The 24174-nt window shown below is 66.1% G+C and carries 25 protein-coding genes; 17 read left to right on the top strand and 8 right to left on the bottom strand.

From position 1 onward, the window contains the following. Positions 1–54: 54 nt before the first annotated feature. Positions 55–717, bottom strand: a complete 663-nt coding sequence (locus IEX50_RS11210; protein ID WP_157175998.1) for an ABC transporter ATP-binding protein — start codon at positions 715–717, stop codon at positions 55–57. A gap of 96 nt (positions 718–813) precedes the next feature. Between IEX50_RS11210 and IEX50_RS11205 the strand changes: the two genes are divergently transcribed. Then, positions 814–1962 carry a glycosyltransferase family 4 protein gene (locus IEX50_RS11205; protein ID WP_157175997.1) on the top strand — a complete coding sequence of 383 codons (1149 nt, stop codon included), beginning with the start codon at positions 814–816 and terminating at the stop codon, positions 1960–1962. A 63-nt stretch (positions 1963–2025) separates the two neighbouring features. Continuing rightward, positions 2026–3327 (top strand): glycosyltransferase family 4 protein, encoded by a 1302-nt coding sequence (locus tag IEX50_RS11200; RefSeq protein WP_157175996.1) that lies wholly within the window; start codon positions 2026–2028, stop codon positions 3325–3327. Between the two features lie 50 nt (positions 3328–3377). Here IEX50_RS11200 and IEX50_RS11195 read toward each other — a convergent pair whose 3' ends face one another. From IEX50_RS11195 to IEX50_RS11170, 6 genes are all read right to left on the bottom strand, one after another. Continuing rightward, positions 3378–4466, bottom strand: a complete 1089-nt coding sequence (locus IEX50_RS11195; RefSeq protein ID WP_229673919.1) for a KpsE/RkpR family capsule polysaccharide export protein — start codon at positions 4464–4466, stop codon at positions 3378–3380. Positions 4467–4624: 158 nt separating this feature from the next. Beyond that, positions 4625–5428, bottom strand: coding sequence for an ABC transporter permease (locus IEX50_RS11190; RefSeq protein ID WP_157175994.1), 804 nt, complete (start codon positions 5426–5428; stop codon positions 4625–4627). Next, complete coding sequence (locus IEX50_RS11185) at positions 5425–6630, bottom strand: glycosyltransferase family 4 protein (protein WP_229673917.1); 1206 nt, start codon at positions 6628–6630, stop codon at positions 5425–5427. Before IEX50_RS11185 ends, IEX50_RS11190 begins: the two co-directional genes overlap by 4 nt. Positions 6631–6654: 24 nt before the next feature. Then, the gene (locus IEX50_RS11180) at positions 6655–7908 is read right to left on the bottom strand and encodes a capsule polysaccharide biogenesis protein (RefSeq protein WP_157175993.1); all 1254 of its coding nucleotides are present in this window, start codon (positions 7906–7908) and stop codon (positions 6655–6657) included. A gap of 4 nt (positions 7909–7912) precedes the next feature. Then, positions 7913–9628 carry a capsular polysaccharide export protein, LipB/KpsS family gene (locus IEX50_RS11175; protein WP_157175992.1) on the bottom strand — a complete coding sequence of 572 codons (1716 nt, stop codon included), beginning with the start codon at positions 9626–9628 and terminating at the stop codon, positions 7913–7915. Positions 9629–9773: 145 nt separating this feature from the next. Next, complete coding sequence (locus IEX50_RS11170) at positions 9774–10799, bottom strand: phytanoyl-CoA dioxygenase family protein (RefSeq protein WP_157175991.1); 1026 nt, start codon at positions 10797–10799, stop codon at positions 9774–9776. A gap of 117 nt (positions 10800–10916) precedes the next feature. Here IEX50_RS11170 and lpdA point away from each other — a divergent pair, with 117 nt between their 5' ends. Beyond that, positions 10917–12314: a dihydrolipoyl dehydrogenase gene (gene lpdA / locus IEX50_RS11165; RefSeq protein WP_157175990.1), complete on the top strand. Its 1398-nt coding sequence runs from the start codon at positions 10917–10919 to the stop codon at positions 12312–12314. A 55-nt stretch (positions 12315–12369) separates the two neighbouring features. After that, entirely contained in the window at positions 12370–12993 is a 624-nt protein-coding gene (locus IEX50_RS11160) for a phosphatase PAP2 family protein (protein ID WP_184075231.1), read from the top strand. A 16-nt stretch (positions 12994–13009) separates the two neighbouring features. On the opposite strand, the gene IEX50_RS11155 is transcribed toward IEX50_RS11160, so the two are convergent. Then, positions 13010–13852, bottom strand: coding sequence for an alpha/beta hydrolase (locus tag IEX50_RS11155; RefSeq protein WP_157175988.1), 843 nt, complete (start codon positions 13850–13852; stop codon positions 13010–13012). A gap of 84 nt (positions 13853–13936) precedes the next feature. Here IEX50_RS11155 and IEX50_RS11150 point away from each other — a divergent pair, with 84 nt between their 5' ends. The 13 genes from IEX50_RS11150 to rpsC all read left to right on the top strand — a co-directional run bounded on the left by IEX50_RS11150 (position 13937) and on the right by rpsC (position 24131). Next, a complete protein-coding gene (locus tag IEX50_RS11150) occupies positions 13937–14854 on the top strand; it encodes a cation diffusion facilitator family transporter (RefSeq protein ID WP_157175987.1) in 918 nt (305 codons plus the stop codon). A 237-nt stretch (positions 14855–15091) separates the two neighbouring features. Then, positions 15092–15463, top strand: coding sequence for a 30S ribosomal protein S12 (gene rpsL / locus IEX50_RS11145; RefSeq protein ID WP_076072968.1), 372 nt, complete (start codon positions 15092–15094; stop codon positions 15461–15463). 76 nt (positions 15464–15539) lie between these two features. Then, positions 15540–16010: a 30S ribosomal protein S7 gene (rpsG, locus tag IEX50_RS11140; protein WP_157175986.1), complete on the top strand. Its 471-nt coding sequence runs from the start codon at positions 15540–15542 to the stop codon at positions 16008–16010. 167 nt (positions 16011–16177) lie between these two features. After that, complete coding sequence (fusA, locus tag IEX50_RS11135; protein WP_157175985.1) at positions 16178–18253, top strand: elongation factor G; 2076 nt, start codon at positions 16178–16180, stop codon at positions 18251–18253. Between the two features lie 101 nt (positions 18254–18354). Continuing rightward, complete coding sequence (gene tuf, locus IEX50_RS11130; protein WP_076072672.1) at positions 18355–19545, top strand: elongation factor Tu; 1191 nt, start codon at positions 18355–18357, stop codon at positions 19543–19545. Between the two features lie 129 nt (positions 19546–19674). Next, a complete protein-coding gene (gene rpsJ / locus IEX50_RS11125) occupies positions 19675–19983 on the top strand; it encodes a 30S ribosomal protein S10 (RefSeq protein ID WP_076072670.1) in 309 nt (102 codons plus the stop codon). A 268-nt stretch (positions 19984–20251) separates the two neighbouring features. Continuing rightward, entirely contained in the window at positions 20252–21004 is a 753-nt protein-coding gene (gene rplC, locus IEX50_RS11120; protein ID WP_157175984.1) for a 50S ribosomal protein L3, read from the top strand. Positions 21005–21006: 2 nt separating this feature from the next. Continuing rightward, positions 21007–21630, top strand: coding sequence for a 50S ribosomal protein L4 (gene rplD / locus IEX50_RS11115; protein WP_157175983.1), 624 nt, complete (start codon positions 21007–21009; stop codon positions 21628–21630). Then, positions 21623–21937: a 50S ribosomal protein L23 gene (locus IEX50_RS11110; protein WP_157175982.1), complete on the top strand. Its 315-nt coding sequence runs from the start codon at positions 21623–21625 to the stop codon at positions 21935–21937. The genes rplD and IEX50_RS11110 overlap by 8 nt, the downstream gene beginning before the upstream one ends. A 7-nt stretch (positions 21938–21944) precedes the next feature. Beyond that, the gene (gene rplB, locus IEX50_RS11105; RefSeq protein ID WP_076072664.1) at positions 21945–22781 is read left to right on the top strand and encodes a 50S ribosomal protein L2; all 837 of its coding nucleotides are present in this window, start codon (positions 21945–21947) and stop codon (positions 22779–22781) included. A gap of 2 nt (positions 22782–22783) precedes the next feature. Next, the gene (gene rpsS / locus IEX50_RS11100) at positions 22784–23059 is read left to right on the top strand and encodes a 30S ribosomal protein S19 (RefSeq protein ID WP_076072662.1); all 276 of its coding nucleotides are present in this window, start codon (positions 22784–22786) and stop codon (positions 23057–23059) included. Next, the gene (gene rplV, locus IEX50_RS11095) at positions 23059–23436 is read left to right on the top strand and encodes a 50S ribosomal protein L22 (protein WP_076072661.1); all 378 of its coding nucleotides are present in this window, start codon (positions 23059–23061) and stop codon (positions 23434–23436) included. Before rpsS ends, rplV begins: the two co-directional genes overlap by 1 nt. Beyond that, positions 23436–24131, top strand: coding sequence for a 30S ribosomal protein S3 (rpsC, locus tag IEX50_RS11090; protein WP_076072659.1), 696 nt, complete (start codon positions 23436–23438; stop codon positions 24129–24131). The genes rplV and rpsC overlap by 1 nt, the downstream gene beginning before the upstream one ends. Positions 24132–24174 lie beyond the last annotated feature (43 nt).

Here is a 24174-nt window from a genome sequence, read left to right as displayed (position 1 = left end):
GTCGGAAACCTCAAAAATCGATCCGGACCGGAAAGGACGAGCGGGACGAACCTGTCAAGACGTGCGTGCCTGCAACCGCTGATGAACTTCCACGGCCTCTCCGATCGTGTCGTACATGACCAGGCTGCCGCCGTACACGACGGCGCCGCGAGTCGTATAGGTCAGGAGCGTTCCGGTGTCGTGTGACGTCATCACCAACGATGCGCGGTCGCGGCGGTCCATCAGTTCGGCCTGCGAGCGCGCGCGGAACCGCTCGTCGCCGGCCGCCGTCACTTCGTCGATCAGGTAACAGTCGAAATCGATGGCCAGCGAAATGCCGAACGCCAGCCGCGCACCCATGCCGGCCGAATAGGTCGAGACCGGTTGACGGAAATATGGTCCGAGCTGTGCGAAGTCCTCGACATAGGCGAGCAGTTCGTCGGCATCGCGGTTGTAGATGCGCGCGATGAACCGTGCGTTGTCGGCGCCCGTCAGGCTGGACTGGAACGTGCTGCCATAGCCGAGCGGCCATGACGTGCTCATCCGGCGCGTCACGGTGCCCGTGGTCGGCGGTTCGACGCCCGACATCAGCCGCAGCAGCGTCGATTTGCCCGCACCGTTCGCGCCGCAGATACCGAGCGACTCCCCCTTTTGGAGCACGAAGCTGAGGTCCGAGAGGACGAGCTTCTCGAACTTGCGGACATGGTAGGTCTTGGAGACATTCTGGAACTGGATCATTGCGCCTGGCCACTTCGGAAACCGGTGCCGTCGAGGCAACTCAGCACCGTCTTAAGGCTATGGACGCATCGCGCCAAGCCGTAGATGACATGGCCGATGTACCGCGTCCCTCCGTCCTTTCCGCTGTGCGTCGACGGGCGCATGCTGGTCGGCGGCGGAACCGGGGTTTCGCGCTATGCTGCGTCGCTGGCGGCGACGCTGCCGGTGGTCGGTGGGCGGCCGATGATCCTGCGCGACAACGACGACGGACCGGTGGGACGCTGGCTGACGGCCGCATCGCCGCGCGAAGTCGCGGTGCGCGTCCACGAAGTGCAGCAAGGGGGCAGCCTGGAGACGCTTTACGCCCGCCATGTGTTCCGGGCCGCGCAGGTGCATTTCGGTCTGTATCGCCGGATGTTGCGATTAAGGGCGACCGTCGGGCCCGGGCTCATGCATTGGACCTATCCGGTGCCGATCCGGTTGGCGGGCTGGATCAATATCTACACCGTACACGACGTCATCCCGCTCGATCGACCGGATCTCGCCCGGACCGATCCTAAACGTTTGCGGGCGGTCCTGACGCGGATCGTGCAGGCGGGTGACCGGATCGTGACGGTGTCGGAGGATGCGCGCGCCCGCATTTTGGCGCAGCTCGGCTGTCCCGCGGGTCAGGTCGTCAATTGCTACCAAGCTGTCGAGGCGACCCCGGCGTCCGCGACCCAACCGCTTGCCGGCGGCGTCCTGCCGGACGGCTATTTCCTGTATTGCGGGCTGGACGAGCCGCGCAAGAACCTGCCCCGGCTGATCGAGGCGTACCGGGGCAGCGGCGTCGCGCAACCGCTCGTGCTGGTTGGCCCGGACTTTTCGAACACCGCGGGGGCGGACGGGGCAGGCATCGTCCGGCTGCCCTATCTTCCCGCGGACCGGCTGGCGGATCTGGTCGCCCACGCCACCGCTCTGCTGTTCCCGTCACTGGACGAGGGGTTCGGGCTGCCGGCGGTGGAGGCGATGGCGGCCGGCACGCCCGTGCTGACCTCGTCGACCGGCGCGCTGGCGGAAGTGACGGGCGGGGCCGCACTCGGCGTGAATCCGACCGACGCGAGTGCCATCGCCGCAGGGATCGCGCGACTGGCCGGTGACGCCGGACTACGGGTGCGGTTGGCAGGGGCGGGCCGGCTACGCGCCGAACGCTTCTCCCGCGCGCGGTTTGCCGCCCGGTTGCGCGCTGTGTATGCGGATTGCATCGCGCGATCCGCCGGCCACTGATCCGCCGCGCTGGCCCGCGCAGCAGGGTCGCGGTGCCGTCCGGCGCGGCCGGAATGGAACGATATGACGCTTAGCATCGGGATTGACGGCTATAACCTCGCGCTGCCGGGCGGGACCGGGGTGGCGACATACGGCCTGACGCTCGCCCATGCGCTGCGGGCGATGGGGCATGAGACGGTCGGAGTGTTCGGGCTCGACGTGCGCGGCCCGGTCGACGGGCGCGAGGTCCGGTTCTTCGATACGCTGCAACGACCGCCGACCGATCGTCGGAAGGGCCTCGCTTCCGCCGCGCGCTGGACGCGGGAGGCGATCCGTCCGTTCGCGCCGATCGCGCTCGATCCGGTGCCGCTGACCGACCGCGTCGACAAGGCCGCGTTCGCCGACAGTTTTCCACGGTTCGACCGGCTGGTGTCGCGCGCCCGGTTGTTCGGTATCGCGCATCGCCATTATGCGCGGACCGGCCGGTTCGTGACGGTGCGGATGGCCGATCCGCCGCAGATCATGCACTGGACCTATCCGGTGCCGATCACGCTGGAGGGTGCCCGGAACGTCTACACCATCCACGATATCGTGCCGCTGAAGTTCCCGCATGCGACGCTGGACCACAAGGCGCATTATCAGGCGCTGCTTCGCGACTGCATTGCACGGGCGGATCATATTTGCACCGTGTCGGACGCCAGTCGCCGCGATCTGCTCGACTGGTTCCCGCTCGACCCGGCGCGCGTCACCAACACCTATCAGGCGTTGCCGCCCGCGTTCCGCACACCCGCGGCCGATCCGGCGGAAGACGCCGCCATCGTCGAGGGCAGCTTTGGCCTTCGTCACCGCGGTTATTTCCTGTTCTACGGCGCGGTCGAGCCCAAGAAGAACGTTCAACGCCTGATCGAGGCCTATCTGTCGACCCGCTCTGCGACGCCGCTGCTGATCGTCGGGCGACCCTGGGGGCACGAGTCCGCGCGGCAGGTGCCGAACGGTTCGATCCCGGGCGTTCAGGCGAGCCCCGCGGTGATGCAGATCGACTATCTGCCGCAACGGATGCTGCTCCGCCTGATCCGCGGCGCGCGGGCGGTGACGTTTCCGTCGCTTTACGAAGGGTTTGGTCTCCCGGTACTGGAGGCGATGGCGCTCGGGACGCCCGTGCTGTCCTCGACTGCCGGCGCGATCCCGGAAGTCACGGGCGAGGCGGCCCTGCTGGTCGATCCGCACGATATTGGCGCGATCGCGGATGGGCTGAAGCGGATCGACGGGGACGAGGTCCTCCGCACAGATCTTGCCTCCAGGGGGACGATGCGTGCGCAGATTTTCTCTGACGTGGCCTATCGAGCGCGGCTCGCGGGGCTGTACGCCAGCGTTATGGGAAGCTGATCTGCACTGCCGGGACGACGACTTTTGACCGCCGTCCCGGCAGTTGTGCCTCAGGCAACGTGCTCGCGAACACCCGCTGCCAGCAACCAGCCGATGCCGTAGGCGATCAACAGGCCGAGGATTACGGTCAACACGATGCGGCCACGCTCGGGATATTCCGACTTCACCGGACGGTTCGGCTCGACGATGCGGACGAGGTAAAGCTGCTGGCGCGACGCCTGCTCGCGCGCCTTCTCCAGGTTTGCGGCGGCTGCTTCATAGCGCTTGGCGGCGAAGTCCTGCCGGACCTTGAGATCCTCATAGCTGCCGAGGCTGCTCGCGATCGTCGAGTTACCGCCGGTCAGCTTGCCCGACTGCAACGCCAGCTCCCGTTCCAGCGAGCTGACCCGCTGTGCCATTGCCTGATATTGCGGACTGGTCGTGCTGATCATGCTCCGCATCGCCGACAGCTGCGCACGCGCGGCGCTGAGGCTGGCGGTCATCGTCGAGACCATCTGGATCTGCGCCGCACCGGTGCCGGCCGGGTCGATGTCCTGGCGGGTCTGGCGGAACCCCGTGATCCGGTTCTGGATCGTCGCAACGCCGGTTTCGGCCTCCGCCAGCTGCGCGCGGGCGGACGAGACCGCATCGCGGTACGTCCGCTGGTTCAGTTGGTTGACCTGCTGTTCCCCGAGCGTGAGGAGGCTGCGAATAATCGCGTAGGAGTCCTCCGGACGGAAGCTCCGGACCCGGAGCCGGGAAATGCCGGTGTCACGATCGAACTCGACCTTGACCTTCCCATTGTAATATTTCTCGAGCTTCTCCGGCGACGGGTTCGCCGGATGCAATTTCGAGATCACGTCGATTTCCGGCCGGCGGAACCGCTCGACAAGGCCGAGGCGCTTGCGAAGGATGTCCACGACCTCATGCGACTTCAGATAGTCCGATACGCCCATGGCCTCGGACTGGGACGACGTGATGCCGCCGGCCATGCCGAGCATCGCACCAAGGCCACCCGCGGACGCCCCGGCATTATCCGACGAGCGGATCACGAAATCCGCCTCGGATTCATACTGGTCGGATGCGATGCCGTAATAGTAGCCGGACACAAGCAGCGCCGGCAACAGCACGACCAGCACGAACATACGATGCGCGATCACCCAGTGCCGAAGCCCGGCAAAACGCGATTCATTTCGATGGTCGCTACGGTCCGCGACGGGGGCGATGAAACCATGCATGTTCATAAACGGATGAGTACCTCGAGTTGCAGCGAATTGCCACCGGCTGGCGGCTTGGACCTCTCGGGCCGATTGCCCGATCAGCTCAGATGAATCCGCTGACGCGACGTGTTCATCAGCAACAGCCCGATCAACGTGGTAACCATACAGAAGCCGGTCAAGTAGACGATATCGACAAATTCAAGGTTGGTCCCGCGGAACATGCCGTAACGCGCCATTTCGAAGATGTGCGGCAGCGGAACCCACAGGAGAATATCGCGATAGAAGGGTGGGAGCCAAACCATCTGGTAGAATGATCCGGACAACGGGATCATGAAGTAAGTGAAAGGATGCACGATCTTTTCGAGAGCGGAATTTTCGTAGGTACCCGCGACAATCACCAGCGATACCGCCAGCGAGATCCAGAACATGTACCCGATCGCCAGGATCAGCCAGAGTGGTCGTGGAGGAAAGGTGGTGTAACCAAGCGCAATGATCAGCGACAGCAGAATGACGAATGACAGGAACGTTCCGGCAAATTCCAGGACGGCGCGTGCAATCGTGACATCCAGCATCGTGACCTGCTGATGGTACAACAGCGGGACGTTGCTCTCAAAAGCGCCTTCGGACCGGTTCACGATGCCGCGAAACATGATGAAGATACAGTAGCCGGTGACGGTGAACGCGACGGGATTGAACCCGTCGTGCGATGCCGCCCCGCTGTGCAACAACGCGATCACGCTGCCCAGCATCAGGGGTTCGGCGATCAGCCAGAGGTAGCCGATATTGTCGCGCCCATAACGCGTGTGCATTTCACGCAGAACGAGCGCGCCAATGACGCGAAGCTGGATGGCGAGCCCGGTCCAGAGCGACGGGCGGGGCATGCTGTTGAACGTGGTGCTCATATCGAAACCGCCGATATCAGATCGTGAAGCCGCGCGATATGATCTTTCCAACCGGGCCTTTGCCATGTCGTCAGGCGCTCGCGTTGCGCCTCCGCCTCCGGGCTCTGGAGGTCCGCATAGGCCAGGATAGCCCGGTGCCACGCCGGTCCGTCGAGCGGATCGAGGAAGGTCGGCACGCCGCCGCCGGCTTCGCGGAGCGAGGGCAGATTGCTGCACACCACCGCGACGCCCAGGTCGAGCGCCTCGGCCACCGGCATGCCGTACCCCTCAGCAAAGGACGGCATCAAGAGCGCATTCGCGTTCGCCAGCAGCGCGCGCGCCGCCTGGTCCGACAGGCCGCCATGTTCCTCGACGCAGCCGACCAGCGCGGGGCAGCGTTCGAGCATGTCGACGATCTGTTCGTTTTCCCAGCCGCGTCGGCCGATCAGCACGAGCTTCGGGATCGCGGCGGCGCCGTGGCGTTCCGACATCTGCCGCCACAGGTTGAGCAGCAGCAGGTGATTCTTGCGCGGCTCGATCGTCCCCATCGACACGAAATAGGGCCGTGCGTCCTCCCCGTTCGCCCGGCGGACCGGCCGGTGCCCGTCATGCGTGCCGAGATGCGCCACGCGGCAGACCGGATCGACGCCGAGCCGCGCGATCCACGGGCGCAGAGAAGCGAGCGTCGCATGCGAGTTCGACATGATGCCGTGCGCATGACGCAGGATCGTCTCGATCCGCTGACGATGCTGCTCCGCGCCGCCCGCCCGCGCATATTCCGGATATTCGAGCGGGATCAGGTCATGGACCAAGCAGACGAAGCGCGCATTTTCACGGCGCAGGATCGTCTGGACCAGCTTCGGATTGGTCAGGTGATGGGGCGAGGACTGGACGTAGACCGCAGGCGCGCCCGGGGCGGGCGACGGTACGGGGCGCGGGCGGAGGAGATTGAGCACGTCGACCGCGGACCGCCGCATCGCCCAGGGGCCGACGCGTCCCTCGGTTTCCCAGCGCGTCTCCGTCCGGTCCAGAAAGCGCAGGACGGCGTCTGCCGGCAACCGGCCGTAGATCCCGGTCGGGTGGACCGCGGCGAAGTCCAGCCGGTCGCCTGCGGTCTCGACCAGCCCGCGGGCATAGGCCATTTCCACGCGGTCCACCCCCGTCGGGGTGACGTGCAGCACCCGCGACAACAGCCGCGACATGTCGAGAATGATCTTGGGCAAGTCAGGCAATAGGGTAAGCCGTGATTATCCGACCAGCGTGGCGGCATCGACCGCCGCGGCGTCCGGCAACGTCCGGCGGGTGAGCCGCGCGACGGAACCGCTGATCAGCAATTGCAGCCCTTCCTCGCTTAGGAAGCCACCGCGGATGAGGCACCGGTCGAGCAGAACGCGGCAGAACGCGTCCCAGATTTCCGGATCGGGCGCGAGCGGTTCGCACCAGAACCCGTCGAGCGACCCCTGGTGGGTGATCCCCGGCACGTCGTAGACCGCATGGCCCAGCACGATCGTCGGCACGCCGACCCCGAGCGACAGAGTGCCGGTCGTGCTGTTGATCGTCACCAGACCGCGCGCGCCATCGACGAGTTGCGCGATGTCGCCTTCCTCAAGGAACAGCAGCCGGTCCGAAATGCCGAGCCGCTTCGCCGCGGCGAGCGCGAGCTTCCGCCAGGCGATCAGCCCGTTGTCGAGCGGGTGCTGCTTGACGACCAACGTGACGTCGGCCGGCGCCGCGCGCGCGAAGCTTTCGATCACATAATCCATCGCGACGCGCATGTTGCCGAACGGCGAGTGGATGCGGATCTGGTGATCGGAATTGAGCTGGAGCGGGAAGACGAAATAGGGTTTCTCGCCGACCCGGGCGAGCATTTGCGCGGACCGTTCGCGCGCGGTCTTTGCGGTGCCGAACCGCTTGAGCCAGCCCAGCCCCTCGACGATCACCATACCTTCGCGATGCGAGCGATATTGCCGGAAACGCCAGCTCTGCAGCACGCTCTGCGTGTAATAGGACAACGCCTCGCTCGCGCGCCGTTTGAAGCTCGAGGCGACACCGGGATAGGTCGGCAGCGGCGGCAGCGTGCGCGCCGCCTCCAGATACCAGTCGGGATCCTTCGACAGCGTCGAATTGCCGTTCACGCCGTCGACTTCGAGCGTGACCCAGTCGGGCCGGATATAGCCTTCCTCGAACACGTGGATGCGCAGGTGGTTGAGCTTCGCGATGCCGTGCGCCGCGCTGTGCAGCGGGCGGCAATCGCCGAACAGGATCAGGTCCGTCACCGCGTTGGCTTGGACGAAATCCTCGAAGAAGCGCGGCCAGTCGTCGAGCGACCCGCGGAAATCCGCCGCGCCGGACGGCCAGGACCGCCGGTCCCCACCGTTGAAGTTGATGCGGTGGACGCCGTGTCCGAGCGCGGCGAGCGCATCACCCAGCCGCGCGAAGAACGGACCGGGCGGCCCCTGCAGGAACAGGAAGCTGCGTGGCGCCGGTTTGATATGCTTCATGCCATCATCCCTTTTGCCACAGTCGGCTGATCCGGCCCTGGATGCCCCGAACGCGCGTCAGCAGCGTCCCGGCGGGGCGGTTCTGATGGGCCAGTCTTTCGGTCATCCGTTCCGCTCTACAAGGCAACCCGGTTTGCGGGTCGAGATAGCGGGGATAGAGTATCAGAACCCCCGCGACCAGTTCTACGATAGTCAATCGTCGTTTCCGACGCACGATTGGCGGCGCAAGGTCGCGCGTAAGTCCCCAGCCTGCAAAGAAAGGCTGTCCGTGAACGGTCACGTCGCGGCCGCGCAACAACGCCTCGAACCCGGCGAGCGAGGTGAGCACATGCACCCCGTCAACCTGATCGAGCAGCGTCGCCATCGATCCGCCGCGCACGACGCGATCGGCGTGCAGCAGCGCCTGATCGTCTGGCACGGCACCGCGGCGCAGGCCGGCATCGACATCGGGATGCGGGCGGTACCAGAGGTCGGCGTCGAGCTCGGCGGCCCGTGCGCGCGCCAGCAGGTCGAAATTGCCGCGCACATCGCCGCCGCCCAGCCGAACCGACAGATCGTCCTCCACCTGGCCGGTCACCAGCACGCGGCGGCGGGCGCCGGACGGTCGTTCCTCGGCCTCGTCGTTGCGGCCCGCGCCATATTTGCCGATGCCGTGATCGACGACATAGTCGATCAGCGCGCGGGCGCGGTCGAGCATCGCGTCGTCAAACTCCGTTTCGGCGAGCAGCGATTCGAGGTCCGACGGGCGCGACGGATCATAATGGATGCCATGCATGTCGAGCGCGACGGACAGCGGAGGAACGCAGGCGGCGCCGAGCCCGACGGAGCGGATGAAGCCGTCCTCCACCATGCAGACCGGCACACCGGCGGCCGCGGCGGCGTCGGTCAGGCCGGGCGGGCTGCGCGAGGGCCAGGTGGCGATCACGCCGCCGGTGCGTTTCGCGATCCGAACCGCCGTCGCGGCCGAGCGGACGAAGCGCAGCGGCCGGTGGCTGCCCGACCAGAGGAAGCGTTCGATCTCGCGGCGTTTCCAGCGTGCCATGCCGGTGGCGACCGCGATCCCGCGATTCGCATCGATCGCGCGGCGCCAGTCGGCCAGCATTGCGACCGCATCGATCGCCTCCGTCGCGTCGCCGGTCATCGGATCGCGGTAGACGGTCGCGGCGACCATGTCGGCGAACACCCGGTCGGCGATCGTCGGCGCGCGGCGCGGGGAGGCGGGCGCGAATCGGCCGGGCGACCGCACGCTGACCTGCGCGCCGGCGATCTGCGCGAGCAGCACGAGTTCGTCGTCGCCGTGCGCGATGACCCGCACGTCGGGGCGCAGCAACGGCCAGGGATCGACGTCGCCGATGGTGCTGGCGATCCCGTCCTTGCGGAGGCGACGCTGCGCGCGGGGCGCCCAGCTTTCCTTCGGTAGAAGTGCCACGACCTGCCCGGCCGGACCGACGTCCAGCGCCTCGGTCGCCAGCTTTTGCGCATCGTCGCCCGATCGTGGGCGCAGCACGGTGGCGGGACCGTCGGGCACCGGCGGCGTCGGCCCCCAGAAGGTGCCGCCGACCCGCGCGGTGCGGACTGCGGTGATCAGCGCATCCGTGTCGGCCCGGTCGGCGGTGACGCTCTCCGGACGGCGGTCGACGCGGATCGCGCTGACGCTGGCCACCTGCGGCCGGATCCCCGGAAAGGGTGGCGCGCGCAGAACGGGCAGCGACGATAACATGCGAAACGAGCTTCCTGACGTTTTCGACTCCGACGAGCCGGTGTTGAGGGCCGCGGTCGCCGCAGCCTGCGATCGAGTTACGTACGGTTATGACGGAACGGATCGCATGAAGCCTTTATAAGTTGCATCTCCGTCCCGTAACGGATCAGGCGGCGGGATCGGCCGGGCGTTTGCGGCCGACATCGCGCCACGGCTGTCCGATGATTTTCTTCAGCCGGTCGCGCGCGGCCCACATCAACGGCACGCGCCGTTCGGCGATGCCCGGGCGGCCGAGCAGATCCAACCCGGTCCAGGGCAGATAGGGATTGCGGCGGCCATAGGCCCAGATTTCCACCCGGATCGAGGGGCGCAGCGACGGCCCGCGGGCGTGGAAGCCGTGCGTGTCGGCCACGACCAAGGTGTTCGCCGGCACGGCGAACAGCTGGACCGGCGGCAGGCCGAGCGCGGGCAGTTCGTCCGCCTTGATCCGGAACGACCCGCGCGACGACAGCCGGTCGCCGCCGGACGTGACGCGCTGGCTCATCGCCTTTTCCCACGCGAGCCGCGCGGGCGTATCGCGGTGCGATCCGGGGACATAGGCGAACGGACCCTCGTCCTCCGCCACATCGGTCAGGAACAGCCAGGCCTTGACGGTGGCGTGGAAGGTGTCGGCGTGCAGGTTGGTCTGCGGATCGGGTTCCGCATCGTTCACCTGCGCCAGGATCGTCTGGATGTAGGTGACGGGTTCGGCATCTGCGCTGCCGACATAGCGCAGCAGTCCGCGCCAGACCGGATCGGCGAGCAGCGCGCGGGCGGCGGGGATGGCCGCGAGCGCTTCGGGATCGAGCGCGATACGGCGGGTGATCGTGTCGCCCTGCACCATCTCGCGCGTCGGGCCGGCAAAGCCGAGCGCCTGATCGCGGAGCTGCGCGAACAGGGCAGGCGGCAGGAAATCGCGCTTCAGCACGAACCCGTCGCGATCGAACGCCGCGCGGTCCTCCGCCGACAGCAGGTGCGCCAGCCGCTTGCGGCGCCGCGTCGCCATCGCCGCGGCGGCCCGGATGCGCAGGACGTGGAGCCCGCGGGCGTTGAGCGCGGGCGATCCGATCAGCGGATTGTCGCCGAACGACTTCGCGCCGGTGAACAGCTGGATCGCCCACCAGGGCGCGAGCAGGTAACGGGCGGCCTTCATGGATTTCGCGCTATCCCTGCGCGGCGTGGGGCGCAACCTTCCAAAGTCAGCTTCGCGACGTTAGATGCACTACGACGACGGCCCGTCCGTCCCGTATTCGACCCGTAGGAGCAGCTTGTGGCCGACCAATATGACCTTATCGTCCTGGGTTCCGGCCCCGGTGGCTATGTCGCCGCGATCCGCGGTGCGCAGCTGGGGCTGAAGGTCGCCATCGTCGAGCGTGAACGGCTCGGCGGGATCTGCCTCAACTGGGGCTGCATCCCGACCAAAGCGCTGCTCCGCACGTCCGAAATCTATCACTACATGCAGAATGCCGGCTCCTACGGCCTGTCCGCGGAAAATGTCGCGTTCGACCTGGCCAAAGTCGTCGAGCGCAGCCGCAAGGTGGCCGGGCAGCTGAACGCAGGCGTGAAGGGCCTGATGAAGAAGAACAAGATCGCGGTCGTCGAAGGCGTCGGCACGATCACCGCACCGGGCAAGCTGAGCGTGAAGCGCGGCGACGAGACGGTCGAACTGGCCGCCAAGGACATCATCGTCGCGACCGGCGCGCGCGCCCGCGACCTGCCGTTCGCCAAGGCGGACGGGGAGCGGATCTGGACCTATCGCCACGCCATGACGCCGACCGTGCTGCCGACCAAGCTGCTCGTCATCGGTTCGGGCGCGATCGGGGTGGAGTTCGCCAGCTTCTACAGCGACATGGGCGTCGATGTGACGATCGTGGAGATGCTCGACCGGATCCTGCCGGTCGAGGATGCCGATGTGTCCGACTTCATGCTGAAGGCGCTGACCAAGCAGAAGATGACGATCCTGACGAACTCGGGCGTGTCGAAGATCGAGTCGTCCGCCGACGGGATCAAGGCGACCGTCAAGGTGAACGGCACCGACGAGGTCCGCGACTACAGCCACGTCATCGTCGCGATCGGAATTGCGCCGAACACCGAGAATATCGGGCTGGAGGCGCTGGGCGTCGCGACCGCCAAGGGCGGCAACATCGAAACCGATCCGTATGGCCGCACCAACGTTGCGGGCATCTGGGCGATCGGCGACGTCACCGGCGCACCGTGGCTGGCGCACAAGGCGAGCCACGAGGGCGTGATCGCAGCCGAAGCGATCGCGGGCTATGCCGGCGTCCATCCGATGGACAAGGCGAACATCCCGGGCTGCACCTACAGCCGGCCGCAGGTCGCGTCGGTGGGCTTCACCGAAGCCAAGGCGAAGGAGCTGGGCCACGAGGTGAAGGTCGGCAAGTTCCCCTTCATCGGCAACGGTAAGGCGATCGCGCTGGGCGAGGCCGAGGGTTTCGTGAAGACGGTGTTCGATGCGAAAACCGGTGAGTTGCTTGGCGCGCACATGATCGGCGCGGAAGTGACCGAGCTGATCCAGGGCTATGTCGTCGCACGCCAGCTGGAAACGACCGAGACCGAGCTGATGCAGACCGTGTTCGCCCACCCGACGCTGAGCGAGATGATGCACGAGAGCGTGCTGGGCGCCTACGGTCGGGCGATCCATTTCTAGGGTGGACGCGCACGCGCTGCCCCGTTCGCCGGGGTCACGGGCGGTGACGCTGCCGGTGCGACTGCTTATGGTGCTGGCGCTGTGGCTCGTCGCCGCAGCGATCGGTTTCGCGGTGGAGGCGGGCGGCCTGCGTCAGTTCGATGCCGCGGTGCTGCTCGGGCTGGCGGGGCCCGCGCGGGCGGCGGGGTGGCCGGTGGCGGTGCTGCTGTTCGCGACCGTCGCGGGGTCGGCGGCGGTGCGGTTGCCCATCGCGGCCGCGGTCGGCGTCGTGCTGGCGTGGCGGCGCGACTGGACCGGGGCGGCCGTGCTGGCCGCCACCACGATCGGCGTGCTGGTCGGTAATGCCTGGCTGAAACAGATCGTCGGGCGCGCGCGGCCGGACATCCTGAACCATCTCGCGGTCGAAACCTCGCTCAGCTTCCCGAGCGGCCACGCGTCGAACGCGTCGGCGGTGTTCCTGTGCATCGGCTGGCTGCTCGTGCGGCACGGCATGCGCCCGAAGCGGGTGTGGCCGGTCGCGATCCTGTTCGTGCTGCTCGTCGGCGTGTCGCGAGTCGTGCTCGGCGTCCACTGGCCAAGCGACGTCATCGCCGGCTGGTGCGTGGGGACGGGCTGGATGCTGCTCTGCACGGCGTTCGCCAGACCCCGTCCGGTCGGGCCGGCGGTTCGGACGCTCTAGCCGCGACGGGATACGGTTATGGGTCGTGGCGCCGCACGGTCCAGCCGGGCGTCGTCGTCTGCGGCCATCCGGCGAAAGCGCCCGATCCCATCGCCGCGATCCCCTCGGTGATGAACGGTCCCAGTTCGTGCATCTGCGGCTTGTGCGCGCGATCGGCCATTTCGACGAGGACGGCGGGCCCGGCGGCCGCATCGAGCAGCGCCGCCGACTGTTCGGCCGGCACGATCGTGTCCTCCCGCCCGTGGATCAGCAGGAGCGGCACGCGCAGGCGACGGACCGCGGCGAGATTGTCCCACCGATCGACGACGAACGCGCGCGTCGCCCACGGCGCCGCGGCCGACAGCCGGGTAAAGGGTGACAGCGCGACGACCCCCGCCGCGCCCTCGTCCGCGGCGGCCTCGATCGCGACGGCGGCGCCCAGCGAATGGCCGACGAACCACAGCCGCGCCTGCGGTCCCTTCAGGCGGCGGGCTTCGGTCGCGAACGCGTGGGCCGTCGCGCGCATCGACGTCTCGCTCGGCCGGCCCGGATTGCCGGCGAAACCGGGATAGGAGGCGACCAGCACCGAATCGCCGTGACCGGACAGATACTCGGCATATTTCGCGCCGACGCCCTGGCTGGCACGCCGGCCGTGGAAGAACACCACGATGTCCGGGTCGGTCCGTTCGCCCGGCCAGTAGAAGCCCTGCAACGACCCAGTGCCGGGCAGCGCGACGCGCACTTCCTGCGGCGCGGACCTTGTGAAGTTGCCGATGGTTACGGGGGTGTCGGGGGCGAGATAGATCTTGTCGCGGATCAGATCGGAGCAGCCGCCGAGGCACGCCGATCCGAGCAGCAGGGCGAGGAGGGCGGCGCGCATGGCATCGCAGATAGGACGGGACGTCTGAACGTCCAGCCTGTGCGGGATCCGCTGCTCACGTAACAGGGAAGGACGGTCGAGGGCATGAGCGCATCGCAGGAGGGCAAAGGCGGCAATCTGGTGCTGTACGCCGCGCTGGCCGCGAACATGGGGATCGCGGTGGCCAAGTTCGTGGCGGCCGGGATCACCGGGTCGTCGGCGATGCTGACCGAGGGTTTCCACTCGGTCGTCGACTCGGCAAATCAGGTGCTGCTGCTCTACGGCCGCAAGCGGTCGGAGCAGCCGGCGGACGACCTGCATCCGCTGGGCTACGGCCGCGAGCTGTACTTCTGGTCGTTCGTCGTGGCGATCCTGATTTTCGCGGTGGGCGCCGGCTTCTCGGTCTACGAAGGCGTGCTGCACATCTCCGAACCGGAGGAGATGCGCGATCCGACGATCAACTATGTCGTGCTCGCGGTCTCGCTGGCGCTGGAGGGGAGCAGCTGGTTCGTCGCGCGGCGCGAATTCGTCGCGGCGCAGGGCGACCTCAGCTGGTGGCAGGCGGTGCGCCGGTCGAAGGATCCCACGACGTTCATCGTGCTGTTCGAGGACAGCGCCGCGATCGTCGGGCTGCTGCTTGCGGGATTCGGCGTGGCGATCAGCCACGCGACCGGCGATGCGCGCTGGGACGGGGTGGCGTCGATCGCGATCGGCGTGGTGCTGGGGCTCGTCGCGATCGTGCTGGCCCGCGAATCGAAGGACCTGCTGATCGGCGAGCGCGCGAACCCCGCGTTGATCGCCGCGGTGCGCGCGTCGGTGGACGGCCGTTCGGAGGTCGTGCGCGTGGTGAAGGTGACGACGGTCCACCTGGCGCCGGAGATCGTGTTCCTCGGCATGGACGTCGATTTCGACGACACGGTCGCGGTCGGGCGCGTCGAGGCGCTGATCGCGGAGGTGGAGACGGACCTGCGCCGCGACTGGCCGGTGCTGGCGGCGATCTACATCAAGCCTGTCTCGTCCTGATCGTCGGCAAGGGTAGGGGCCAAAAGGTTCCCGCCCGTTGACCCGTGCGGCCCTGCGCGGTATAGCGCGCGGCGATCCGAACCGGGTCGGGTGCGGTTTCGTGCTCGGTTTATCCGGATCAGCTTGAACATTGCCGATGTGTGTAGGGCTTCGGAACGGTCGTGATGACCGCCGGGGCCTTCGTGCATTCCCGCACGAACAGGCACGGTAAAGTAACTTTAAAAGGTGAAGGGCTTCATGCCAACGATCAACCAGCTCGTGCGCCACGGACGCGTTCTCCAGAAGGAGAAGTCGAAGGTCCCGGCAATGGAAAAGAACCCGCAGAAGCGCGGTGTCTGCACCCGTGTCTATACGACGACTCCGAAGAAGCCGAACTCGGCGCTGCGCAAGGTTGCGAAGGTTCGCCTGACCAACAGCCGCGAAGTCATCAGCTACATCCCGGGCGAGGGCCACAACCTGCAGGAGCACAGCGTCGTGCTGATCCGCGGCGGGCGTGTGCGCGATCTTCCTGGCGTGCGCTATCATGTCCTGCGCGGCGTGCTCGACACACAGGGTGTGAAGAACCGCAAGCAGTCCCGCTCCAAGTACGGCGCCAAGCGTCCGAAGTAAGCCGATCGCCTTATGCCCCGGCACACCGCCGGGGCGCATGTTCGATCTCCCAGGCTGAAGTTAAAAGGAAAAATTGATGGCACGTCGTCGTCGTCCCGAGAAGCGCATCATCCTCCCCGATCCCAAGTTCGGTGACGTGATCCTCTCGAAGTTCATGAATTCCGTCATGTATGACGGCAAGAAGTCGACCGCAGAGGGCATCGTCTATTCGGCGCTCGAAACCGTCGAGACCCGCGCCAAGCGCGAGCCGCTCGCCGTGTTCCACGATGCGCTGGTCAACATCGCACCGGGCATCGAAGTCCGTTCGCGTCGCGTCGGTGGTGCCACCTACCAGGTGCCCGTCGAAGTGCCGCCGGAACGGTCCCAGGCACTGGCGATCCGCTGGCTGATCTCGGCCGCGCGCGCGCGCAGCGAGAACACGATGTCGGGCCGCCTGTCGGGCGAACTGCTCGATGCCGCCAACAACCGCGGCAACGCGGTGAAGAAGCGCGAAGACACGCACCGCATGGCGGAAGCGAACCGCGCCTTCTCGCACTACCGCTGGTAAAATAGCGGCCGGGCAGGGGGGTGTCGTCCATCGCGGCGACACGTTTCTGACCCACGCGCCCCGGCTCGTCGGCGACGGCGGCCGGGACTCGAAAGCGTCACGGTTCCTACTTATATCGTCTGTGCGAGGGGCCTCGGGCTCCGAACCCCGACATCGGAGATACCATCATGGCCCGCAGCCATCCGCTCGACAAGTATCGCAACATCGGCATCATGGCGCACATCGATGCCGGCAAGACGACGACGACCGAACGCATCCTGTATTACACCGGCAAGTCCTACAAGATCGGCGAAGTGCATGAAGGCACCGCGACGATGGATTGGATGGAGCAGGAGCAGGAGCGCGGGATCACGATCACGTCCGCTGCCACGACCTGCTTCTGGAACGACCACCGCATCAACATCATCGACACCCCCGGGCACGTCGACTTCACGATCGAAGTCGAGCGTTCGCTGCGCGTGCTCGATGGCGCGGTCGCGTGCTTCGACGGCGTTGCCGGCGTGGAGCCGCAGTCCGAGACGGTGTGGCGCCAGGCGGAGAAGTACAAGGTTCCGCGCATGTGCTTCATCAACAAGCTGGATCGTACCGGTGCGTCGTTCGAGCGTTGCGTCGACATGATCAAGGACCGCCTCGGTGCGCGTCCGGCCGTGCTCTACTTGCCGATCGGCATCGAGGGCGGCTTCAAGGGTCTGGTCGATCTGGTCGAGAACCGTGCGATCATCTGGCTCGAAGAGTCGCTGGGCGCGAAGTTCGAATATCAGGACATCCCGGCTGATCTCGCCGATGCCGCTGCCACCGCCCGGTCCGAGCTGATCGAGATGGCGGTCGAGCAGGACGACGAGCTGATGACCGCGTATCTGGAAGGCACCGAGCCGACCACCGCGCAGCTGAAGGCGCTGATCCGCAAGGGCACGCTGAACTTCTCGTTCGTGCCGGTCCTCTGCGGCTCCGCGTTCAAGAACAAGGGTGTCCAGCCCCTGCTCGACGGCGTGGTCGACTATCTGCCGAGCCCGCTCGACATTCCCCCGGTCGAAGGCCTGAAGCTCGACGGCGTCACCGTCGAGACGCGTCCGCCGGCCGATGATGCCCCCTTCGCCGCACTGGCGTTCAAGATCATGAACGATCCGTTTGTCGGTACCCTGACCTTCGCCCGCATCTATTCGGGTAAGCTCGACACGGCCACGGTCGTGATGAACTCGGTCAAGGACAAGAAGGAAAAGGTCGGCCGCATGCTGCTGATGCATGCCAACGACCGCGAGGACATCCAGGTGGCCTATGCCGGCGACATCGTCGCACTGGCGGGCCTCAAGGATACCACGACGGGCGAGACGCTCTGTTCGCTCAATGCGCCGATCATCCTTGAGCGGATGGAATTCCCGGAGCCCGTCATCGAGCTGTCGGTGGAGCCGAAGACCAAGGCCGACCAGGAGAAGATGGGCGTCGCGCTCAATCGCCTGGCACGCGAAGATCCGTCGTTCCGCGTGTCTTCGGACAACGAGAGCGGCCAGACCATCATCAAGGGGATGGGCGAGCTCCACCTCGAGATCCTGGTCGATCGCATGAAGCGCGAGTTCAAGGTCGAGGCGAACATCGGTGCGCCGCAGGTGGCCTATCGCGAGTCGCTCGCGAAGAAGGTCGACGTCGACTACACCCACAAGAAGCAGTCGGGCGGCTCCGGCCAGTTCGGCCGCATCAAGTTCACGGTGGAGCCGGGCGAGCGCGGCCAGGGCGTGATCTTCAAGGACGAGGTGAAGGGCGGCAACGTCCCGAAGGAATATATCCCCTCGGTCGAGAAGGGTATCCGCGAGATCGCGGCGACCGGATCGCTGATCGGCTTCCCGATCATCGATTTCACCGCGACGCTGTATGACGGTGCCTACCATGACGTCGACTCCAGCGCGCTGGCGTTCGAAATCACGGGCCGGGCCGGCATGCGCGAAGCGGCCGTCAAGTCGGGCATCAAGCTGCTCGAGCCGATCATGAAGGTCGAGGTCGTCACCCCGGAGGATTATCTGGGCGACGTCATCGGCGACATGAACAGCCGCCGCGGTCAGATCCAGGGCACCGACAGCCGGGGCAACGCCCAGGTGGTCGAGGCGATGGTGCCGCTGGCGAACATGTTCGGTTATGTGAACCAGCTCCGCTCGTTCACCCAGGGCCGGGCACAGTACAGCATGCAGTTCTCGCATTATGACGAAGTTCCCTCGAACGTCGCCGAAGAGCTGAAGGCTAAGCTGGCTTAAGCCGGAAAACATCGCTAAGGGCGCGTCCACGGCGGGTGGGCGCGCCCCGGAAATGAGCCAAGGGCAAGCGCCCGACATCAAACGTAAGAAGGTAGGACATCATGGCGAAAGCTAAGTTCGAGCGGACCAAGCCGCACTGCAATATCGGCACCATCGGTCACGTCGACCACGGTAAGACCTCGCTGACCGCAGCGATCACCAAGGTGCTGGCCGAGACCGGCGGCGCCACCTTCACCAGCTACGACAACATCGACAAGGCGCCGGAAGAGCGCGAGCGCGGCATCACCATCTCGACCGCCCACGTCGAGTACGAAACGCAGGCTCGTCACTACGCGCACGTCGATTGCCCGGGCCACGCCGATTATGTGAAGAACATGATCACCGGCGCCGCGCAGATGGACGGCGGCATCCTCGTCGTCTCCGCGACCGACGGCCCGATGCCGCAGACCCGCGAGCACATCCTGCTCGCACGCCAGGTCGGCGTGCCGCAGCTCGTCGTGTTCATGAACAAGGTCGACCTGGTCGACGACGCCGAGATCCTCGAGCTCGTCGAGCTGGAAATCCGCGAGCTGCTGTCGTCCTACGACTTCGACGGCGACAACATCCCCGTCATTCCGGGTTCGGCCGTCTGCGCGCTCAACGGCACCAACGAAGAGATCGGCCGCTCGGCCGTCCTCAAGCTGATGGAAGCCGTCGACACGTTCATCCCGCAGCCGGAGCGTCCGCTGGACCGTCCGTTCCTGATGCCGATCGAGGACGTGTTCTCGATCTCGGGTCGCGGTACGGTCGTCACCGGCCGCGTCGAGACCGGCATCGTCAAGGTCGGCGAGGAAGTCGAGATCGTCGGAATCAAGGACACCCGCAAGACCACGGTCACGGGCGTCGAGATGTTCCGCAAGCTGCTCGACTCCGGTCAGGCCGGCGACAACATCGGCGCGCTGGTTCGCGGCGTTGGTCGTGAAGAGGTCGAGCGCGGCCAGGTCCTCTGCAAGCCCGGCTCGATCAAGCCGCACACCGAGTTCACCTCGGAAGTCTACGTGCTGTCGAAGGAAGAGGGTGGCCGTCACACGCCGTTCTTCGCCAACTACCGCCCGCAGTTCTACTTCCGCACCACGGACGTCACCGGTGAAGTCGTGCTTCCCGAGGGCACCGAAATGGTGATGCCGGGCGACAACGTGCAGCTCAGCGTCAAGCTGATCGCACCGATCGCCATGGAAGAGGGCCTGCGCTTCTCGATCCGCGAAGGTGGCCGCACTGTCGGTGCAGGGGTTGTCGCTTCGATCACGAAGTAATATAGACTGCCTCAACGAGCCGGCCGGCTCCCCCGAACAGGGGAGTCGGCCGGTTCGCGTTTAATGGAAGCCCCGTCCGTTCCGGCAGGAACGTGGCACGTGGGCAGGCTCTTTCGCATCGGTAGGGACATGGACACCAATATCCGCATTCGCCTCAAGGCGTTCGATCACCGCGTGCTCGATCAGGCGACCGGCGAAATCGCCGACACCGCCCGTCGCACCGGCGCACTCATCCGGGGTCCGATCCCGCTTCCGACGCACATCGACAAGTTCACGGTCAACCGTGGCCCGCACGTCGACAAGAAGTCGCGCGAGCAGTTCGAGGTCCGGACCTACAAGCGTCTCCTCGACATCGTGCAGCCGACCCCGCAGACGGTCGACGCACTGATGAAGCTCGATCTTGCCGCAGGTGTTGATGTCGAGATCAAACTCGCCTAAGGCATGCGCATCGCAGCGGGGTGATTCACCCCGCTGTCGCTTTTTCATGATCGATTCGTCGATCGTGGTGGAAGAGCAGGGATACCGACCGGCTTGCCGGTGACCGAGTCCCCGTCTTCTGTGATACCGGTTTGCCGGCGGATCAGGACAGCAGCCCGGACGGGGGCATAATCGGTACGACCAGGGTGGGCTCCGTGCAGCAGCGCGGGGCTTTTTTCGTAATCACGCTCCCGCGCAGTTGGGAGCCTCTGAAGGGAAGGACAAGATCATGCGCAGTGGCGTGATCGCGAAGAAGATGGGCATGACCCGCCTGTTCCAGGACGACGGCCGGCATGTGCCCGTGACCGTGTTGAGCCTGGAAGGCGCGCAGGTCATCTCGCACCGCGAAGCCGACCGCGACGGCTACACCGCAGTCCAGATGGGCGCGGGCACCGCGAAGGCGAAGAATGTGGCGAAGCCGCAGCGTGGCCATTACGGCAAGGCTGAAGTTGAGCCCAAGGCGTATGTCGCCGAATTCCGCGTCGACGCGGACAGCCTCCTCGAAGTGGGCGCGGAAATCTCCGCCGACCATTTCGCCGTTGGCCAGCTGGTCGACATCGCCGGCCGTACGCAGGGCAAGGGCTTTGCCGGCGGCATGAAGCGCTGGAACTTCGGTGGTCTGCGCGCAACCCACGGTGTGTCCGTCTCCCACCGTTCGCTCGGTTCGACCGGTCAGCGCCAGGATCCGGGCAAGGTCTTCAAGAACAAGAAGATGGCCGGTCACATGGGTGACAAGCGCCGGACCCAGCAGAACCTCGAGATCGTCCAGACGGACGTCGAGCGTGGCCTGATCTTCGTGAAGGGCTCCGTGCCGGGCTCGAAGGGCGGCTGGCTGCTGGTGAAGGACGCGGTCAAGGTTTCGGCGCATGCCGATTCCCCCACGCCGGGTTCGGTGAAGCCCAAGGCTTCGACCGCGAACATTCAGCAGACCGAGGCTCCGGCCGAAGCACCTGCGACCACCACTGATGGCCAGGAGGGCTGATCATGAAGGTTCAGATCTCATCGCTCAGCGAAGCCGGCGGGGATATCGATCTCGCCGACGACGTCTTCGGGCTCGATCCGCGCGCCGACATCCTGCACCGCGTCGTGACGTGGCAGCTGGAAAAGCGCCGGGGTACGGCACGTGGCGCGCGCGAGCGTTCCGACGTTGCCCGCACCGGCAAGAAGTTCGGTCGCCAGAAGGGCGGCGGTACGGCTCGCCACGGCGATCGTCGCGCCCCGATCTTCATCGGTGGTGGTAAGGCGCACGGCCCGCGGGTCCGCGACTTCAATCCGTCGCTGAACAAGAAGGTTCGTTCGCTCGGCCTGCGCATGGCGCTGTCGTCGAAGGCGAAGGACGGCAAGCTGATCGTCATGGACACGCTGTCCCTGGAGAACGCCAAGACCAAGACGCTGGCGGCATCGCTGTCGGAACTCGGTTTCGGCCGGACCACGCTGGTGATCGACGGCGACATGGTGGAGCAGAGCTTCGCGATGGCGAGCGGCAACCTGCGGTCGATCAACGTGATGCCCGCCATGGGCGCCAATGTTTACGACATTCTGAAGCACGACACGCTGGTCCTGACCCGCGCGGCCGTCGAAAAGCTGGAGGCGCGGTTCAATGGCTAAGCAAGCCGCCAAGTCGGTCGAGGATCGTCACTACGACGTCGTCCTCGCGCCGCACATCACCGAGAAGACGACCCTGCTCTCCGAGCATAATGCGGTCGTGTTCAAGGTCGCGACCAGTGCGACGAAGCCTGAAATCAAGGCTGCCGTCGAAGCACTGTTCTCGGTCACCGTGACGGGCGTCAACACGATGCTGGTCAAGGGCAAGACCAAGAAGTGGAAGGGTAAGGACTATACCCGTTCCGACATGAAGAAGGCGATCGTGACGCTGGCCGCCGGCCAGACCATCGACGTCACCACCGGGATCTGAGGGCGATATGGCACTCAAGCATTATAACCCGACGAGCCCGGCCCGCCGTGGCCTGATCCTCGTCGACAAGTCGTCGCTCTGGAAGGGGAAGCCCGTCAAGGCGCTGACCGAAGGCAAGAGCAAGTCCGGTGGGCGTAACAACCAGGGCCATGCGACGGCACGCGGTATCGCGGGCGGTCACAAGCAGTCCTATCGCCATATCGACTTCAAGCGTCGGAAGTGGGATCAGCCCGCGACCGTCGAGCGCCTGGAATATGATCCGAACCGCTCGGCGTTCATCGCCCTCGTCAACTACGAGGACGGCGAACAATCCTATGTGATCGCGCCGCAGCGCCTGGCACCGGGTGACGTCATCGTCGCCGCCAAGCGTACCGACGTGAAGCCGGGCAACGCCATGGAAATCGGCCAGGCTCCAGTCGGCACCATCGTCCACAATGTGGAGATGAAGCCGGGCAAGGGTGGCCAGATCGCTCGCGCCGCCGGCACCTATGTGCAGGTTGTCGGTCGCGACAAGGGCATGGTGATGGTTCGCCTCAATTCGGGCGAGCAGCGCTATATCCGGTCCGACTGCATGGCCACTGTCGGTGCCGTGTCCAACCCGGACAACGGCAACACCAACCTTGCAAAGGCCGGCCGCAACCGCTGGCTGGGCAAGCGTCCGCTGACCCGCGGCGTCGCCAAGAACCCGGTCGACCATCCGCATGGCGGTGGTGAAGGCCGGACATCGGGCGGTCGTCACCCGGTCACCCCGTGGGGCAAGCCGACCAAGGGTGCACGCACCCGGTCGAACAAGTCCACGGACAAGATGATCATCCGTTCGCGTCACGCGAAGAAGAAGAGGTAATCATGGCCCGCTCCGTATGGAAAGGTCCGTTCGTCGATCTCCACCTTCTGCGGAAGGCCGAGGCGGCGTCAGACGGCGGCACCCGTGGTGCCATCAAGACGTGGTCGCGTCGTTCGACCATCCTGCCGCAGTTCGTGGGCCTGACTTTCAGCGTCTACAACGGTCGCAAGTTCGTGCCGGTTTCGGTGAACGAGGACATGGTCGGCATGAAGCTCGGTGAGTTTGCGCCCACGCGCTACTTCCCCGGCCATGCCGCGGACAAGAAGGGCAAGCGCTGATGTCGAAGTCCGTTAGCCCGCGCCGCGTCGGCGAGAAGGAGGCCCTCGCGGTCGCCACCTCCGTTCGCGGTTCGCCGCAGAAGCTGAACCTAGTGGCGGCGCTCATCCGCAACCGCAAGGCCAGCGACGCGCTCAACATCCTCCAGTTCTCCACCAAGGCGATGGCCGTCGATGTGCGCAAGTGCCTCGCGTCCGCGATCGCCAACGCGGAAAACAATCACAATCTCGACGTGGACGCCCTCGTCGTGAAGGAAGCATCGGTCGGCAAGGGCCTGGTCATGAAGCGGTTCGCCACGCGCGCCCGCGGTCGTTCGACCCAGATCATCAAGCCATTCTCGCGCGTCCGGATCGTCGTGCGCGAGCAGGAGGCCGAATAATGGGTCAGAAATCCAACCCGATCGGGATGCGGTTGCAGATCAACCGTACCTGGGACAGCCGCTGGTACGCCGAAGGCGCCGACTATGGTCGTCTGCTGCTCGAGGATCTGAAGATCCGCAAGCACATCATGACCTCGCTGCCGCAGGCCGCGATCTCCAAGGTCGTGATCGAGCGTCCCGCCAAGCTCGCGCGCATCTCCATCTATGCCGCACGCCCCGGCGTGATCATCGGCAAGAAGGGTGCGGACATCGAAAAGCTGCGCCGGACGCTCGGCAAGATGACCACCAGCGACGTGTCGCTGAACATCGTCGAGATCCGCAAGCCCGAGATCGACTCGAAGCTCGTGGCCCAGGGCGTCGCCGATCAGCTCGAGCGCCGCATCGCGTTCCGTCGTGCCATGAAGCGTGCGGTGCAGTCCGCTCTGCGTCTCGGCGCCGAGGGGATCCGGATCACCTGCGCCGGCCGTCTGGGCGGCGCGGAAATCGCGCGGACCGAATGGTACCGCGAGGGCCGGGTGCCGCTGCACACGCTGCGCGCGAACGTCGATTATGCCGAGGCCGAAGCCCACACCGCCTATGGCGTGTGCGGCGTGAAGGTCTGGATCTTCAAGGGTGAGATCCTTGGTCATGATCCGCTCGCGCAGGACCGCCTCATGATGGAAGCACAGACCTCGGGGGTTCGTCCGGCACGCTGAACATGAGGGGGTGGCGCACCGCGCGATAATCGCGTAGGGCCGC

This window comes from Sphingomonas prati, assembly GCF_014643515.1.
GTDB lineage: Bacteria > Pseudomonadota > Alphaproteobacteria > Sphingomonadales > Sphingomonadaceae > Sphingomonas_R > Sphingomonas_R prati.
Note: the sequence above shows the minus strand (reverse complement) of the source record. Positions and strands in the feature narration are given on the sequence as shown.

Excerpts from the sequence above, each read along its gene's own strand:
- IEX50_RS11210 (WP_157175998.1), bottom strand. The coding sequence starts at position 717 with ATGATCCAGTTCCAGAATGTCTCCAAGACCTACCATGTCCGCAAGTTC.
- IEX50_RS11205 (WP_157175997.1), top strand. The coding sequence starts at position 814 with ATGTACCGCGTCCCTCCGTCCTTTCCGCTGTGCGTCGACGGGCGCATG.
- IEX50_RS11200 (WP_157175996.1), top strand. The coding sequence starts at position 2,026 with ATGACGCTTAGCATCGGGATTGACGGCTATAACCTCGCGCTGCCGGGC.
- IEX50_RS11190 (WP_157175994.1), bottom strand. The coding sequence starts at position 5,428 with ATGAGCACCACGTTCAACAGCATGCCCCGCCCGTCGCTCTGGACCGGG.
- IEX50_RS11180 (WP_157175993.1), bottom strand. The coding sequence starts at position 7,908 with ATGAAGCATATCAAACCGGCGCCACGCAGCTTCCTGTTCCTGCAGGGG.
- IEX50_RS11175 (WP_157175992.1), bottom strand. The coding sequence starts at position 9,628 with ATGTTATCGTCGCTGCCCGTTCTGCGCGCGCCACCCTTTCCGGGGATC.
- IEX50_RS11170 (WP_157175991.1), bottom strand. The coding sequence starts at position 10,799 with ATGAAGGCCGCCCGTTACCTGCTCGCGCCCTGGTGGGCGATCCAGCTG.
- IEX50_RS11155 (WP_157175988.1), bottom strand. The coding sequence starts at position 13,852 with ATGCGCGCCGCCCTCCTCGCCCTGCTGCTCGGATCGGCGTGCCTCGGC.
- IEX50_RS11150 (WP_157175987.1), top strand. The coding sequence starts at position 13,937 with ATGAGCGCATCGCAGGAGGGCAAAGGCGGCAATCTGGTGCTGTACGCC.
- rpsL (WP_076072968.1), top strand. The coding sequence starts at position 15,092 with ATGCCAACGATCAACCAGCTCGTGCGCCACGGACGCGTTCTCCAGAAG.
- rpsG (WP_157175986.1), top strand. The coding sequence starts at position 15,540 with ATGGCACGTCGTCGTCGTCCCGAGAAGCGCATCATCCTCCCCGATCCC.
- fusA (WP_157175985.1), top strand. The coding sequence starts at position 16,178 with ATGGCCCGCAGCCATCCGCTCGACAAGTATCGCAACATCGGCATCATG.
- tuf (WP_076072672.1), top strand. The coding sequence starts at position 18,355 with ATGGCGAAAGCTAAGTTCGAGCGGACCAAGCCGCACTGCAATATCGGC.
- rpsJ (WP_076072670.1), top strand. The coding sequence starts at position 19,675 with ATGGACACCAATATCCGCATTCGCCTCAAGGCGTTCGATCACCGCGTG.
- rplC (WP_157175984.1), top strand. The coding sequence starts at position 20,252 with ATGCGCAGTGGCGTGATCGCGAAGAAGATGGGCATGACCCGCCTGTTC.
- rplD (WP_157175983.1), top strand. The coding sequence starts at position 21,007 with ATGAAGGTTCAGATCTCATCGCTCAGCGAAGCCGGCGGGGATATCGAT.
- IEX50_RS11110 (WP_157175982.1), top strand. The coding sequence starts at position 21,623 with ATGGCTAAGCAAGCCGCCAAGTCGGTCGAGGATCGTCACTACGACGTC.
- rplB (WP_076072664.1), top strand. The coding sequence starts at position 21,945 with ATGGCACTCAAGCATTATAACCCGACGAGCCCGGCCCGCCGTGGCCTG.
- rpsS (WP_076072662.1), top strand. The coding sequence starts at position 22,784 with ATGGCCCGCTCCGTATGGAAAGGTCCGTTCGTCGATCTCCACCTTCTG.
- rplV (WP_076072661.1), top strand. The coding sequence starts at position 23,059 with ATGTCGAAGTCCGTTAGCCCGCGCCGCGTCGGCGAGAAGGAGGCCCTC.
- rpsC (WP_076072659.1), top strand. The coding sequence starts at position 23,436 with ATGGGTCAGAAATCCAACCCGATCGGGATGCGGTTGCAGATCAACCGT.